The following is a 13,855-nucleotide window of genomic DNA, read 5'->3' on the forward strand; positions in this document are numbered from 1 at the left end:
ATGTACCTCATCAATGGCCAACTGCGTGACGACGTTACCCCGGAAAGCGCCCTCGAGCGCCTTCAGAAACAATTGCCCGGATTGCTTTCTGCACCGATCGACAGCGAGACCGTCATCGAAACCGCGGCTCGTTTCGCCACGCAACTACAGACTCGCAGCCTGAACCTGCCTCTGGACGACGATCAATGTCAGGGGCTGATCGAGTTCTGCCAGCGCAGCAACCTGAGCACGAAGCTTGAGCGGGAACTGGGTTCGCAACCCCGATCGCTGAGGCGTATCGACTACCAGCGGCCACACTTTGAAAGCTGGCACCCGTTGGGGCTGGTGGTGCATGTGACGCCAGGCAATGCGCCGATGCTGGCGATCTGCGCGGTTCTCGAAAGCTTGCTGGCCGGTAACATCAATTGGTTACGCCCCAGCGCCAGCGATGCGGGTTTGACCGCGCAATTGCTGGCCGCCCTTGTGCGGTGCGACACCAGCGGCAGGCTTGGCGAATTCGTCGCGGTGCTGCCCGTTGACACCTCTTGGATTGCCGAACTCTGCGCCCAGGCCGATGGCGTGTCAGCCTGGGGCGGTGAAAAGGCGCTCAAGGCGATTCGTCAGCAGATCCCCACTGGATGTCGCTGGATCGATTGGGGGCACAGGATTAGTTTCGCTTATCTGTCGCCTGACGCGGCCAACTCTTCGGCGCTGGATGCGTTGGTGGATGAGGTGTGCAGTCTGGATCAACAAGCGTGTTCCAGCCCGCAATGGCTGCTGGTGGACAGCAACGATCCGGCCATCCTGCAGGACCTGGGCGAGCGTTTGAGCGAAGCCTTCAAGCGTCGCGCATCGCACTGGCCGGCGCTGGTGCCCACGGACCAGGAAGCGTGCGAGATCACCACCCGCACGGCCATGGCGCAACTGGACTATTGTTTTGCGAACCAGACCGGCCAGGTCTGGGCCGGCCACGGATGGCGGATCATCTGGGAACACCATCAGACACTCGCGCCTTCGCCGCTGTTTCGCACGGTGCTGCTCAAACCCGTGCCGCAACACTTGATCGCTGAGACGCTGTTGCCCTGGCGCACGGTCCTGCAAAGTTGCGCGCTGATTTGCTCTCCGACAGAAACGTCAGGACTTGTGCGAACGCTGGTCAACGCTGGGGTCACCCGTATTGCGCCTTGCGCGGCGATTCATGACGGCTACGCCGGTGAGCCCCATGATGGCGTCTACGCGTTGACGCGTCTGAGTCGCCGCCTCTCGGTGAGTCTGTCACCGGATGTTTTGCCTGGCCGGGCAACGCTCGACCCGGTCCCGCCCGCCCCTGACACCCCCCGTGCGCCGATCATGGACAAAAACACCTTCACGACCCAGCCGATGGGCGCTGCGGCGCAATTGTATTTTCGCTCAGGAGGGAGCAGCGGTACTCCAGCCCTCGCCGGTTTCAGCTATCGCGACTTTCAACGGCAGATGCGCGCAGCGGCCGACGGCCTGTTCGCCGCCGGGCTCGATCCTTCACAGGACCGGGTCATGAACCTGTTTTACGGCGGCAGCCTGTACGGAGGCTTCCTCAGTTTTACCAAAATACTGGAACAGATGGGCGTCACACATTTCCCCATGGGTGCGCCCCAGGACGATGACTTCAGCGAAATCGCCCAACTGATCGTTGACCAGCGTGTCACCGTGCTGATTGGCATGCCGAGCACCTTGCATCGTCTGTTCTTCAACGAGCAGGCCCGACTCCGCACGTACGCAGGTATTGGCAAAGTGTTCCTCGGCGGCGAGCATCCGGGCCAAACCAGCCTGAGCCTCATGGAAAGCTGCGGGGTCTCGATGATCCGCTCGGCGATCTATGGCTCCGTCGATGCAGGTCCCTTGGGGCATGCGTGCGCAGCCACCGCGAACGGGGTGTTTCACTTGATGTGCGATACCCAGCATCTGGAAATTGTGCAGATCGAACAGGATGAACCGGTTCAGACCAATGAAATCGGTCGCCTGCTGTTTACTTCACGAGCGCGGCAGGGCCAAACCGTGCGCCGATATGACGTGGGCGACACCGGTCGCTGGATACCCGGAACCTGCCCGTGCGGACTGGACTCACCCCGGTTCGAACTGCTCCAGCGCCACGGAAAACTGGTGCGAATGGGCGCGGAGTTCATTTCGCCGTCGGCTCTGCAGGATAGCGTCGGCGCGCCCATTCAGATTGTTCTGGACCACGCCCCTGATGGCGTCGAGCGACTCAACGTTCTAACGGATGCAGACATCAACCAGGTTCGCAACGCATTGCTGAACCATGAAGCGCTGGCAAATGCCGTAAACGCCAACCTGTTAACTGTCGAAGTTCAAGTGTGCACGGAGCAAGCGTTCACTCGAAACAAACACAGCGGCAAAACACCGTTGGTTATTGATAAAAGAAAATAAAAATACCGCCGACTACTCACAACTTGTTTTTAACCTCTAGACGCCTGATAAAAAAAAGAGAGCCCCCAGTGAAATCAACTTATTCGCTCGAACAACTACTGCCTTATATAAGGCAACATTCAAACTTCTACCGCCAACAACTGGAACACTTACCGTCGCAGGGCATTACGTTACAAGATATACCGCTCACCAACGCCGTGGACTATTGGTCTGGCAGCAATGACTTGAGTCATTGGCCGGTCCTGACCGCAAAGGTCGACGATGCGCTGGTGTTTAAAACCGGCGGATCGACCAGCCAGGGCAAACTGACGGTGTACACCTATAACGAATGGCAAGAACTGGTCAGTACGTTCGGAGAAAGTTTCTCCTCTCAGCTGAACGACGGCGACCGTGTCGCCAATCTGTTTTTTTCCGGTGATCTTTACGCCAGTTTTCTGTTCATCCACGACTCACTGGCGCACGTCAGGCGATCGATCTGCGAGTTTCCATTTACCGGGCAAGTCGAGCTGGATGTATTGGCCGATGCGATTGATCAGCACCGGATCAACGTGCTGGTCGGTGTCCCGGCACAGCTGCTGCGACTGGCGGCCTACCTGAACCAGCATCGGCGAGTACTGCGCGGGGTTGATACGTTTCTGTATGGCGGCGAAAGCCTGTTTGCCCCGCAGGTGGCAATCCTCACCGACGTGTTTCCCAACGTGCGCATTGCTTCCATTGGCTACGCCAGTGTAGACGCCGGCCTTATCGGGGCCAGCGGTCGCGACTGCGCCTTGGGCGAGCATCGGGTGTTTGAACCACAAACCTTGCTGGAGATCGTCGATGAACTCACCGGTGAAGTCATCGAAGAATGCGATCGCACCGGATTATTGGTGGTGACCAATCTGACTCGCCGGCTCATGCCACTGCTGCGTTATCCGGTGGGCGACCGCGCGTGCTGGCGCGAACCCGTCTCAACCCCGAAGCGCAAATTCGCCCTCAAGGGACGTAGCGTGCACAGCCAGCGAGTGCGAGTCGGGGTGCTGTCGCTGCTGATCGATGACATCCAGCAGATCGTCCAGCGCATTGCCCACAACGACCAATGGCAATTGCTGATCGAACATGACGAATACAAAGATATTTTGAGTGTGAAGTGGGTTCCCTCAGCGCTATCAATGGCCACCGTACCGGTGTGCCGAGAGTTGTACGAGGCGCTGGTTGAACACTATCCCGCCATCGAGGAACTGAGCCGCGAGGGTCTGTTGGAGTTGCGAGTGTTGTCCTGTGCGGTCACCGCAATGAAGCTTCACCCACGCTCCGGCAAACAACTGCGGGTCCTGGACTTGCGCGTGTATGACGCACCGTCGCCGGAGCCCGCATGATGCCGCATTTGATTTTTCGACCCTATCGGCCATCCGACGCGCGTGCCGTGAGCCAGTTGTTTCGCGAGGTCTATGGCGATCATTACGTTCAGCCGGATGTTTACTTGCCGAATATGATCAATCAGCACAATGCCGAGGGGCGCTGGAAGTCGATGCTGGCGGTGGATGACGTACGCGTTCTAGGGCATGCCGCGTTGTGCCATGACACACCTGCGGACACCACCGAGCTGGCCCTCAGTGTGGTGCATCCGGCCGCGCAGGGACAGAGTATCGCGACCCGTCTGGGACGGGAGTTGCTGTCGCGGTCAGGTTCCATGGGGTTCAAGAGCGTCTCGATCAAACAAGTGACACACCATCCCTACACGCAACGCATGGCAGCAAACATCGGCTTCCACAGCACGGGTTTGCTTCCTGACTACGTCCCTTCGCCCTTCGCTGAGCCGCTGCCGGAAACCATCGTGATGGGTTGTTACGTCGCCGAAGGACATACGCGTCCACTCCCCGACATCCCATGGCCTGACAGCTGCCGGGGGGTTATGCAGCACTTGTGTTCCGTGTTCGGGACTCATCCGGACACGACGCCGTTGTCTTCTCTGCCCTTGCAACTCAAGCAACACCATAAAAGATTCGACATGGTCATTCAGCGTTTGACCAAACGTCTGCTTGACCAGATCGGTCAATTGCCCAGGCACTGGCTGATCTCGGTCAAACTTCAGATGTCACGGCACTTTGCCCAGGACTTTCGCAACTTGGCGGCCCTTGGCTTCACCTTTACCGGGCTGATGCCTACATCAAACACCAATGGGTGGTTCGCCCTGTTTCATCGAGGGGCGCAGTCTCGACACCTCAACCTGCACTGCCCGCACATGCAACGCTTGCATGACGATTTACAGCAAAACGCCAACACGCAGAGTAGCGCCGAAGCGCTGAACAGAGACCGCTCAGCCGCGTGAGTCTTTTCGATAAAAGTCATTGCCCGGCTGCGCGCAAAGCTCAACCAGCCAATCGACAAACACCCTCACCCGCCGGGACAACTGACGGTGTGGCGGGTAGAGCGCCGTCAGCGGCATCCCCGGTGTCGGTACCGTCCTGAGGACTTCACACAAACGGCCTTCGCTCAGCTGGCGGGCTACGTGGTAATACGGGGTCTGGACCAGACCATACCCCGCCTCACAAGCGGCCAGGTAACCATCGGCGCTGTTGACCGAGACTTGCTTGGGTAGATTAATAGCCTGAACCTGATCATTGACCATGAACTCCAGCCCATAACGCTTGCCGTTGCTGCTGGAGAAGTACTCCACCATCTGATGGCCTTCAAGGTCAGCCAGACACTGAGGCGTTCCGAATCGCTTCAAGTAGTCGGGGCTGGCACACGTGACCTGGTCCAGCATGGCCAACGGCCGCGCCACCAGTGAATCGTCCAGTGAGTCGCCGCCCCGCAGCACGCAATCGACGCCTTCGCGTATCAGGTCGACTGGCCGGTCATTCAAGCCGATTTCCAGCTCGATCAAGGGATACCGGGCAGTAAAGTGCGGTAATGCCGGGATCACCATCAAGCGTCCCACGCCCGCCGGCATGTCCACGCGCAACAGCCCCTTGGGGTTGTTGCGTGCAGCGCTGAACACCGCTTCGGTTTCCTCCAGGTCCGCCAGCAACCGTACGCAACGAGGGTAATAGGCCGCACCGTCGAGCGTCAGGCTGATCTGCCGCGTCGTGCGTTGCAGCAACTGCACACCGAGATGCGCCTCCAGCTGCTTGATCAGGATGGTCACTGAGGCCCGGGGCAATTGCAGGCTATCCGCCGCCTTGGCAAAGCCGCCCAGTTCGACGATTCGAGTGAATACGCGCATGGCGTTAAAACGGTCCATTGCTTTTGCTTACCGGCTGATTATTTAGAAATTACGAACAGTGATAGCAGTTTTAGCCGGTTTATCTTGTTTCTGTCGAGGTCAACAATGGACTCCACATTCACAAGGAGCTGATTTCATGCAAACACGTCAACTGGGCAAAAACGGTCCACAAGTGAGCGCGATAGGTCTGGGCTGCATGGGCATGAGCGATTTCTACACGACTGGCGTGGACATCCGCGAAGCCACGGCCACTCTGCACCGCGCGCTGGAGTTGGGGATCAACCTGCTCGACACCGCCGACATGTACGGCCCGCACACCAATGAAGAACTGATCGGCAAGGCCATCGTCGGCAAACGTGACCAGGTGTTTCTGGCCAGCAAATTCGGGATCGTCCGCGACCCGGGCAATCCGGTTGCGCGGGGCGTCAACGGCCGACCGGATTACATTCACGCCTCTATCGACGGCACCCTCAAGCGCCTCGGTGTCGAGACCCTGGATTTGTACTACCAGCACCGCATCGATCCGCAGGTGGCCATCGAGGAAACCGTCGGCGCCATGGCCGACCTGGTGAAAGCCGGCAAGGTTCGGTACCTGGGTTTGAGCGAGGCCTCGGTCGCAACGCTTGAGCGGGCACACAAGGTTCATCCGATCAGTGCGCTGCAGAGCGAGTATTCGTTATGGAGCCGTGACCAGGAGGGAAACGGTTGTCTGGCTGCGTGTCAGCGCCTGGGGGTTGCCTTCGTCCCCTACAGCCCTTTGGGTCGTGGCTTTCTCACCGGAGCGCTGAAAAGTCCTGATGATTTCGCGGCAGACGACTACCGCCGTTTCAGCCCGCGTTTTCAAGGCGAGAATTTCGCCAAAAATCTGTTGCTGGTGCAGCAAGTGCAGGACCTGGCCGCAGAAAAAGGCGTGACCGCCGGCCAACTGGCGCTGGCATGGGTACTGGCTCAGGGTGATTACGTGATCCCGATTCCGGGAACCAAACAGCGTAAATACCTGGAAGAAAATGTGGCCGCGCTGGATGTGAAGCTCAGCGGCGAAGACTTGCAAGCGCTGGAAGCGATATTCCCGGCCAATGCCACGGCTGGTTTACGTTACCCGGAGGAAGTCATGGAGTTGCTTGACCGGTAACCGACACCTGGCCCATTCGACAAGTTGAGTGGGCCAGGACAATCGGGCGTCACGCCTTGGAGCTGACGCCTTTGTCGGTCGGCACCGTCGTGCCATTACCCTTGCCGTAAGTTTGTAAATTCTGCAGCACGTAGATCGCCGTTTTGTATTCCGGGATCAGGCCCACGGCGTACTTGTCACCCCTGATACTGTTGTTCTGAATGGTGTCCAGTTGGGTGGCGAAATACTCCAGTGCGTTGAATTTCGCATCCGGGTCTTTCTGTATCCCAAACCGGTCAAACTTGTCACCAGCATTCATTAGCGTCATCGACGTAATATCGGAAATCAGGCCTTTGCCTCTCAAGAAGGCACTGAGATTGCCCAGCTGTTTGGGGGGGACGTTTTCCGAGTCGAAGCCTTTGATGTTTCTGTGCAGTTTCTGCTCATCCATTTTCGCGGTGTTCAGCAAGGTTGGATTGGTACCCACCAATGCCAGCATCTGCTTGACCCTGGCGTTATGCGTCACAGGTTTGCCGCCCGCCGTGTCCTTGACCAGCAACCCTGCCTTGGCCGTCCAGGCCCCGGTATAGCCGATAGTCATGACCGAACTTCCGACTGCGCTACCTGATGCAGACGTCCGTGTGAGGCGACCATAAAAAGCTCCTTGTTTAATCTGGTTTAGAGCGGGCGAGTATCAGCCTGGCCACTAGCCACACCTACAATTATTTCCGACTTTTTACAATTCTCATACATTTACGATACAACCAGGCAATTGCCCTTTTTCATTGATCCAGGCATTAACTTGGAAAGTGAAATAGCAACTAACCAAGTGGTACGTACGCTTTGGTTAGTTAGTTTGTATCCATCACTATACCGCGCACCGCCCGTCACCCCGCACCGTTCCTGCACGATGGTACCTAAAGCTCGGCTTTCGCGAGCCGATAGCCCTTGGAAGCGTCGACTTCATACCGACGACCACAACAAGAACGCTGCACTAAGGACCGGTCCCATGCCCGCATTCCGTACCATTCAGGCTCGTTACACGCTGTTTCTGGTCCTGTTCATCCTGCTGTTGTCCGTGCTGACAGTGGTCGGCATCAGCCAATTGGTCGCACCGAAGCTGCGTCACACCGAAGAACAAGTGGCCCTCAACCGAATTGCCGAAGTCGCCGAGCAAATCCAGGGCGAACTGAACAAGGTTCAGGCGCAACAGCGAAGCATCACCCAGACCATTCCCCTGCTCGACAGCGCCGCCATCGACACCGTCCTGCCGGGCCTGGTCGACCAGTACGGCGAGCTGAAAGTGTTCGGCGGCGGGATCTGGCCGCTGCCCGGTCAGCGCGAAGCCGGGCGCAACAAGTTCAGCACGTTCTGGCACCGGGATGCCTCGGGAAAACTGGCCGTTAACACCTTTTGGAACAGCGATGCCGCGCCCAACTACTACGACCAGACCTGGTACAAAGGCGGCATGCAAACCCCGCGCGGCCAATGCGCGTGGGCGGCAGCCTATAAAGATGACGCCAGCGCCGAGCCACGCACCAACTGCGCCATGGCCATCCAGAAGAATGGCGCGGCCTACGGCGTGTCGACCATCGACGTGACCCTGGGTTTTTTCAATGACCTGGTGGCACGCAAGGAGAAAGACCTCGGCGCCGAAATGCTGATCGTCGAAGCCGACGGCAAGATCATCAGCAACAGTTCGCGCATCAGCGGGCCGATCGTACTGAAGAACATCAGTGAGCTGGCCGGCAACTCGCCGTTCGCTACCCAGGTGAAGGCCGGCTTGCAAAACCGTGACCAGTCGCAGCGGGGCGAGTTCGACAACAACGGCGAAGCCAGCACCTTCTTCATGCGCCCGATCGAAGGCACACCCTGGTTCCTCGCCACCGCCCTGCCGACCAAGCTGATCACCGCCCAGCGCGACGACGTGCTCAGCACCCTGAGCCTGCTGCAAATCCCGATGGTGATCCTGCTGGTGTTGCTACAGATCTATGCGATTCGCCAACTGGTCCAGCGTATGAAAGCCCTGAAGGCCAACATCGACGCACTGTCAGCAGGTGACGCCGACTTGACCAAACGCATCACCATTCGCGCCGAAGACGAACTGGGCGCCATCGGCCACTCGGTCAACGCCTTCATCACCTACTTGCAGAACATGATCGGCGAAGTCACCCTGGCCACCGGCGCCATGGCCTCCAGCCTGGATAACCTGCAACGCACCTCCGCCCACACCAGCCAGATACTGGTGCGTCACGCCTCGGAAACCGATCAGACCGTCACCGCCATCACCGAGATGAGTTCGACCGCCGAAAGCGTTGCGCAAAACGCCGCCGAAACCGCTGCCTTCACCCAGCGCGCCAACGAAAACGCCGACCGTTCGCGGGTCGTGGTGGGCGAAGCGTCCAGCAGCGTGATTGCGCTGATCGACGAAGTGGCCAGCGCAACCCATAAAGTCGAAAGCATGCAACAGGACGCTCAACGCATCACCGAGATTCTCGGGGTCATCGGCGCCATTGCCGGGCAAACCAACCTGTTGGCCCTCAACGCTGCCATCGAAGCCGCCCGCGCCGGCGAACAGGGCCGCGGTTTTGCCGTAGTCGCCGATGAAGTCCGCGCCCTCGCCGCCCGCACTCAGGCCAGTACGTCGCAAATCAATGAAATGCTCACCCGCCTGACGCAGGGTGTGAGTTCGTCGGTAACCGCCATGGAAAACACCCAGACCAGCTGCCAGTCGGCCGCTGATGCCACGGCACGGGTCAACACCGGTCTGGATGAAATGGCCGGCAACGTCAGCCACATCAACAGCCTTAGCACCCAGATCGCCACGGCCGCCGAGCAGCAAAGCGCGGTGACCGAAGAGATCAACCGCAGCATGGTGCAAATCCGTCACATGGTCGACGAACTGGTGAAAAGCGGCCAGGCCAGCGAGCTCAATACCCAACAACTGCTGGAAGCCAACAGTCGCGTGAGCGCGATCATGGGGCGGTTCAGAGTTCGTTAATTCTGCCCTACCCTGAGTGCCGTCCCCGGCACTCAGCGGCCAACCTGACAATCTTGTAATGTGCGCCTCATCTGACTGACAGCTTTGATCTACGATGATCAAGGCTGGCCAGTTTTGTATTACTTCGAAACACTCCTTGAATGCCTGGCCAAAAAAAATGGTCAGAATGCATTTTTTTGGCCGCAATTCGAAACGAGATTCCCCATGCGAACCCACCTGCGTCTGGTCGCCCTGAGCGCCCTGTTCATTTCCTCCCTGGCCCAGGCCGCCGACCTGATCCCGATCGAGGTTCACCGCGATGCCAATTGCGGTTGCTGCAAAAAATGGATCAGCCATCTGGAAGCCAACGGCTTCAAAGTCGAGGATCACGTCGAAGCCAATATGAGCGAATTCAAGCAACAGCACGGCGTGCCTCCGCGTCTGGCGTCGTGCCATACCGGTTTGATCAACGGCAAATTCGTTGAAGGTCATGTCCCTGCCGATCAGGTGCTGGCCTTGAGCAAGCGCGACGATCTGTTGGGCGTGGCCGCACCCGGTATGCCCATGGGGTCGCCGGGCATGGAAATGGACGGCATGAGCGATGCGTATCAAGTGATCGGCCTGAAAAAGGACGGCTCTGACGTGGTAGTGGCGGACTACCCCGCCCATTGATGTTCGGTGCGTACATCGGGCTGTTCTTCGCCGCATTCGGTGCGGCAACCTTGCTGCCCTTGCAGTCCGAAGCGGTGTTGGTGGGGCTGTTGCTCAGCGGCAAGTATTGGCTCTGGTCGCTGCTAGCCGTGGCGACATTGGGCAATGTTCTGGGGTCGCTGGTGAACTGGTGGCTGGGGCGCGGTATCGAGCGGTTTCGTGATCGGCGCTGGTTTCCGGTCAGCCCGCGCCATCTGGAAAAAGCCCGAGTCCATTATCAGCGCTACGGTCATTGGTCGTTGCTGCTGAGTTGGGTGCCTGTGATCGGTGATCCGCTGACCTTGGTGGCCGGCGTGATGCGCGAGCCGCTGGGGCGATTCCTGCTGATCGTGACCCTTGCCAAAGGCGCCCGTTATGGTGTGTTGGCCATGGCCACATTGGGCTGGATGGGTTGAACGATCATCCACGGCGATTGCCTGTGTTTAATGTCGCCCTAATCATGCCGATCCAGCATCGGCCGATTTCCAATGGAGTTCACCCATGTCCCTCACCCGCTCCCGCTGGCTGCCCGGCCTGCTGCTGACCGCTGCATTGCCTGTCATTGCTCACGCCGAAGGCCCGGAATACGGGCCGGAGCTGCAAGGCTTCGAGTACCCCTACACGGTCAAGCATTTTGCCTTTGAGTCCCAGGGCAAATCCCTGCAAATGGGTTACATGGATGTCGCAGCCCACGGCAAGGCCAATGGACGCAGCGTGGTGCTGATGCACGGCAAGAACTTCTGCGGTGCCACCTGGGACACTTCGATCAAGGCCCTGAGCGAGGCCGGTTACCGGGTCATCGCCCCGGATCAGATCGGTTTCTGCACCTCCAGTAAACCGGACAACTATCAGTACAGTTTCCAGCAACTGGCAACCAACACCCAGCAACTGCTCAAGGCCCTGGGCATTCAGAAGGCCAGTGTTCTCGGGCATTCCACCGGCGGCATGCTCGCCACTCGCTATGCGCTGCAATACCCCGATCAAGTCGAACAACTGGCACTGGTCAATCCCATCGGCCTGGAAGACTGGAAAGCCCTCGGCGTGCCCTATCGCACCGTTGATCAATGGTATGAGCGCGAGTTGAAGGTCACCGCACAAGGCATCCATGACTATCAACGCAGTACCTATTACGACGGCCGCTGGAAACCCGAGTTTGACCGCTGGGTGGACATGTATGCGGGCCTGAGCAAAGGCCCGGGTAAAACCCAGGTAGCGTGGAACTCGGCGCTGATCTACGACATGATCTTCACCCAACCGGTGTACTACGAGTTCAAGGACCTGAAGATGCCGACCCTGCTGCTGATCGGTACGTCCGACACCACGGCCATCGGCAGCGACATCGCACCGCCCGAGGTCAAGGCGAAACTCGGTCACTACAACGTCCTCGGCAAACAGGTGGCGAAACTGATTCCCCGGTCGACGCTGGTCGAATTCCCCGGCATGGGACACGCGCCGCAAATGGAGGAACCGGCGCAATTCCACCAGGCCCTGCTCGCCTGGCTGAACAAAACCAACCCCGTTCATTGATGAGGTAAGGCTGATGGCAGTGCAGATTGCGGTGATTGATGACTGGCAGGACGTGGCCCGTGACGTGGTGGACTGGTCGGTGCTGGACGACATCGGCCAAGTGAATTTCATCCATGACTACCCTGCCGACAACGAAATCCTGGCGGCACGGTTGGGCGAGTTCGAGGTGATCTGCGTGATGCGCGAGCGCACCCGGTTCGATGAGGACCTGCTGCGACGCTTACCGAAACTCAAGCTGCTGGTCACCGGCAGCATGCGTAACGCCGCCCTGGACCTGAAAGCGGCCGCCGCGCTGGGCATCCAGGTCTGTGGTACCGACAGTTACAAGCACGCCGCGCCGGAACTGACCTGGGCGCTGATCATGGCTGCGACCCGCAACCTGGTGGTCGAAGCCAACGCCCTGCGCGCCGGTTTATGGCAGCAAAGCCTGGGTGGCGACCTGCACGGCAAGACCCTGGCGATCCTGGGTCTGGGCAGCATCGGCACTCGCGTTGCCCAGTTCGGTCAAGTATTCGGCATGCGGGTGATTGCCTGGAGCGAGAACCTGACCGCCGAACGTGCAGCCGAGGTCGGCGTGTCCTACGTCAGCAAACAGGAACTGTTCGAACAGGCCGATGTGCTGTCGGTCCATCTGGTACTCAGCGATCGTAGCCGAGGCTTGGTGGACGCCCAGGCGCTGGACTGGATGAAGCCCTCGGCGCTGCTGGTCAACACGGCGCGTGGGCCGATCGTCGATGAAGCGGCGTTGATCAAGGCGTTGCAGAAACGGCGACTGGCAGGCGCTGCGCTGGACGTCTTCGAGCAGGAACCCTTGCCGCCTCATCATCCGTTCAGAACCCTGGACAATGTGCTGGCCACGCCCCACGTCGGGTATGTCAGCCAACAGAACTATCACCAGTTCTTTTTGCAGATGATTGAGGACATTCAGGCCTGGTCTGCGGGAGAACCGATCCGTCTACTGAGCTAATACCGAGTCATCGTTCTTCGCGAGCAAGCCCGCTCCCACATTTGATCTGTGTCGTCCACAAATCAATGTGGGAGCGAGCTTGCTCGCGAATGGCCTCACCACCGATCTAACTGCCCTTCTCTGCCACAAACGCCGCCGTCTCATAGGGCACAGCGACTACGTCTCTGCCACGCAGATCAGGCTCCGCCGCAATCAGCGCCCTGATCTGCTCATCAACCTTTGCCCGCTCCACCGCCGGTAATGCTGCAACAAAACTGGTGGAGCGCACGCGGTTGAAAATCACATCTTCCGGCGAACCTGTATGCCCATGGCTGAAACGCTGTTCTGCCAGCGGTCCGAACGCCGCATGCGGAAACGCCTGCCGCCAGGCCCCGGTGTAATAGCGCGGCGTATCGCCCTCCAGCGCATTGACGATCGCATCCAGTTTCGGCACCCAGCTCACCCGGGTATCCCGCAGGTTCCACACCAGTCCCAGCTTGCCGCCGGGTTTGAGTACACGGGCAATTTCGGTCAGTGCTTCAGTACTGGCAAACCAGTGAAAGGCCTGGGCGCAGATCACCACGTCCACCGAAGCATCGGGCAGCGGCAGGTCCATGGCGGTGCCGCTGACGGCCAGCACTTCGGGGAAGGCTTCGGACAATTTCTCGAGCATCTGCGCCACCGGCTCCACCGCAATCACTTGCGCACCCGTCGCCACCAGCCGACCGGTGAACTTGCCAGTGCCGGCGCCCAGATCAACCACGGCTTTGTCCGCGTTCAAACCAAGGGTGCCCGTCAGCCAATCGGCCACTTGCGGCGGATAGTCCGGACGACCGCGAACGTAGGTATCAGCGCCGGCTTTATAGCCGGCGGCCGCCGAGTGATGGACCTGATCTTTCATGGCAGTGCTCCAGATCTACAACGAATGCTATCGAGCATAGCGCCTCGATTTGAGCTTTCCTTGCACAGACCGCCAGAAAGAAATGAATA

At 59.0% G+C, this 13,855-nt stretch carries 12 protein-coding genes; 9 read left to right on the plus strand and 3 right to left on the minus strand.

Features of this window, described 5'->3' with window-relative positions; genetic code table 11:
- From ACMXYH_RS16485 to ACMXYH_RS16495, 3 genes are all read left to right on the plus strand, one after another.
- The gene (locus ACMXYH_RS16485; RefSeq protein ID WP_415764153.1) at positions 1-2,403 is read left to right on the plus strand and encodes an acyl-CoA reductase; all 2,403 of its coding nucleotides are present in this window, start codon (positions 1-3) and stop codon (positions 2,401-2,403) included.
- Between the two features lie 68 nt (positions 2,404-2,471).
- On the plus strand, positions 2,472-3,761 hold the full coding sequence (locus ACMXYH_RS16490) for an AMP-binding protein (protein WP_415764154.1): 1,290 nt from the start codon (positions 2,472-2,474) through the stop codon (positions 3,759-3,761).
- Entirely contained in the window at positions 3,761-4,714 is a 954-nt protein-coding gene (locus tag ACMXYH_RS16495; protein ID WP_415764155.1) for a GNAT family N-acetyltransferase, read from the plus strand. The genes ACMXYH_RS16490 and ACMXYH_RS16495 overlap by 1 nt, the downstream gene beginning before the upstream one ends.
- On the opposite strand, the gene ACMXYH_RS16500 is transcribed toward ACMXYH_RS16495, so the two are convergent.
- Positions 4,703-5,629 (minus strand): LysR family transcriptional regulator, encoded by a 927-nt coding sequence (locus ACMXYH_RS16500; protein ID WP_415764156.1) that lies wholly within the window; start codon positions 5,627-5,629, stop codon positions 4,703-4,705. The genes ACMXYH_RS16495 and ACMXYH_RS16500 overlap by 12 nt on opposite strands.
- 118 nt (positions 5,630-5,747) lie before the next feature.
- On the opposite strand from ACMXYH_RS16500, the gene ACMXYH_RS16505 reads away from it, so the two are divergent.
- On the plus strand, positions 5,748-6,743 hold the full coding sequence (locus tag ACMXYH_RS16505; RefSeq protein ID WP_415764157.1) for an aldo/keto reductase: 996 nt from the start codon (positions 5,748-5,750) through the stop codon (positions 6,741-6,743).
- A gap of 49 nt (positions 6,744-6,792) precedes the next feature.
- Here ACMXYH_RS16505 and ACMXYH_RS16510 read toward each other — a convergent pair whose 3' ends face one another.
- Complete coding sequence (locus ACMXYH_RS16510; protein WP_415764159.1) at positions 6,793-7,323, minus strand: hypothetical protein; 531 nt, start codon at positions 7,321-7,323, stop codon at positions 6,793-6,795.
- A 408-nt stretch (positions 7,324-7,731) separates the two neighbouring features.
- Here ACMXYH_RS16510 and ACMXYH_RS16515 point away from each other — a divergent pair, with 408 nt between their 5' ends.
- From ACMXYH_RS16515 to ACMXYH_RS16535, 5 genes are all read left to right on the plus strand, one after another.
- Positions 7,732-9,723: a methyl-accepting chemotaxis protein gene (locus ACMXYH_RS16515; RefSeq protein WP_415764160.1), complete on the plus strand. Its 1,992-nt coding sequence runs from the start codon at positions 7,732-7,734 to the stop codon at positions 9,721-9,723.
- Positions 9,724-9,927: 204 nt separating this feature from the next.
- Positions 9,928-10,374 (plus strand): DUF411 domain-containing protein, encoded by a 447-nt coding sequence (locus tag ACMXYH_RS16520; RefSeq protein WP_415764161.1) that lies wholly within the window; start codon positions 9,928-9,930, stop codon positions 10,372-10,374.
- Positions 10,374-10,808: a YqaA family protein gene (locus ACMXYH_RS16525; RefSeq protein WP_347805163.1), complete on the plus strand. Its 435-nt coding sequence runs from the start codon at positions 10,374-10,376 to the stop codon at positions 10,806-10,808. Before ACMXYH_RS16520 ends, ACMXYH_RS16525 begins: the two co-directional genes overlap by 1 nt.
- A gap of 85 nt (positions 10,809-10,893) precedes the next feature.
- Positions 10,894-11,919 carry an alpha/beta fold hydrolase gene (locus tag ACMXYH_RS16530; RefSeq protein WP_134420080.1) on the plus strand — a complete coding sequence of 342 codons (1,026 nt, stop codon included), beginning with the start codon at positions 10,894-10,896 and terminating at the stop codon, positions 11,917-11,919.
- A 13-nt stretch (positions 11,920-11,932) separates the two neighbouring features.
- Entirely contained in the window at positions 11,933-12,886 is a 954-nt protein-coding gene (locus ACMXYH_RS16535; RefSeq protein WP_415764162.1) for a D-2-hydroxyacid dehydrogenase family protein, read from the plus strand.
- A gap of 106 nt (positions 12,887-12,992) precedes the next feature.
- On the opposite strand, the gene ACMXYH_RS16540 is transcribed toward ACMXYH_RS16535, so the two are convergent.
- Entirely contained in the window at positions 12,993-13,766 is a 774-nt protein-coding gene (locus ACMXYH_RS16540; RefSeq protein WP_134420084.1) for a class I SAM-dependent methyltransferase, read from the minus strand.
- Between the last annotated feature and the right edge of the window lie 89 nt (positions 13,767-13,855).

Source organism: Pseudomonas frigoris, assembly GCF_047758635.1.
In the GTDB taxonomy this organism is placed as follows: Bacteria; Pseudomonadota; Gammaproteobacteria; order Pseudomonadales; family Pseudomonadaceae; genus Aquipseudomonas; species Aquipseudomonas frigoris.

Coding starts and splice junctions, on each gene's coding strand:
- ACMXYH_RS16485 (WP_415764153.1), top strand. CDS start 1: ATGTACCTCATCAATGGCCAACTGCGTGACGACGTTACCCCGGAAAGC.
- ACMXYH_RS16495 (WP_415764155.1), top strand. CDS start 3,761: ATGCCGCATTTGATTTTTCGACCCTATCGGCCATCCGACGCGCGTGCC.
- ACMXYH_RS16500 (WP_415764156.1), bottom strand. CDS start 5,629: ATGGACCGTTTTAACGCCATGCGCGTATTCACTCGAATCGTCGAACTG.
- ACMXYH_RS16505 (WP_415764157.1), top strand. CDS start 5,748: ATGCAAACACGTCAACTGGGCAAAAACGGTCCACAAGTGAGCGCGATA.
- ACMXYH_RS16510 (WP_415764159.1), bottom strand. CDS start 7,323: ATGACTATCGGCTATACCGGGGCCTGGACGGCCAAGGCAGGGTTGCTG.
- ACMXYH_RS16515 (WP_415764160.1), top strand. CDS start 7,732: ATGCCCGCATTCCGTACCATTCAGGCTCGTTACACGCTGTTTCTGGTC.
- ACMXYH_RS16520 (WP_415764161.1), top strand. CDS start 9,928: ATGCGAACCCACCTGCGTCTGGTCGCCCTGAGCGCCCTGTTCATTTCC.
- ACMXYH_RS16525 (WP_347805163.1), top strand. CDS start 10,374: ATGTTCGGTGCGTACATCGGGCTGTTCTTCGCCGCATTCGGTGCGGCA.
- ACMXYH_RS16530 (WP_134420080.1), top strand. CDS start 10,894: ATGTCCCTCACCCGCTCCCGCTGGCTGCCCGGCCTGCTGCTGACCGCT.
- ACMXYH_RS16535 (WP_415764162.1), top strand. CDS start 11,933: ATGGCAGTGCAGATTGCGGTGATTGATGACTGGCAGGACGTGGCCCGT.
- ACMXYH_RS16540 (WP_134420084.1), bottom strand. CDS start 13,766: ATGAAAGATCAGGTCCATCACTCGGCGGCCGCCGGCTATAAAGCCGGC.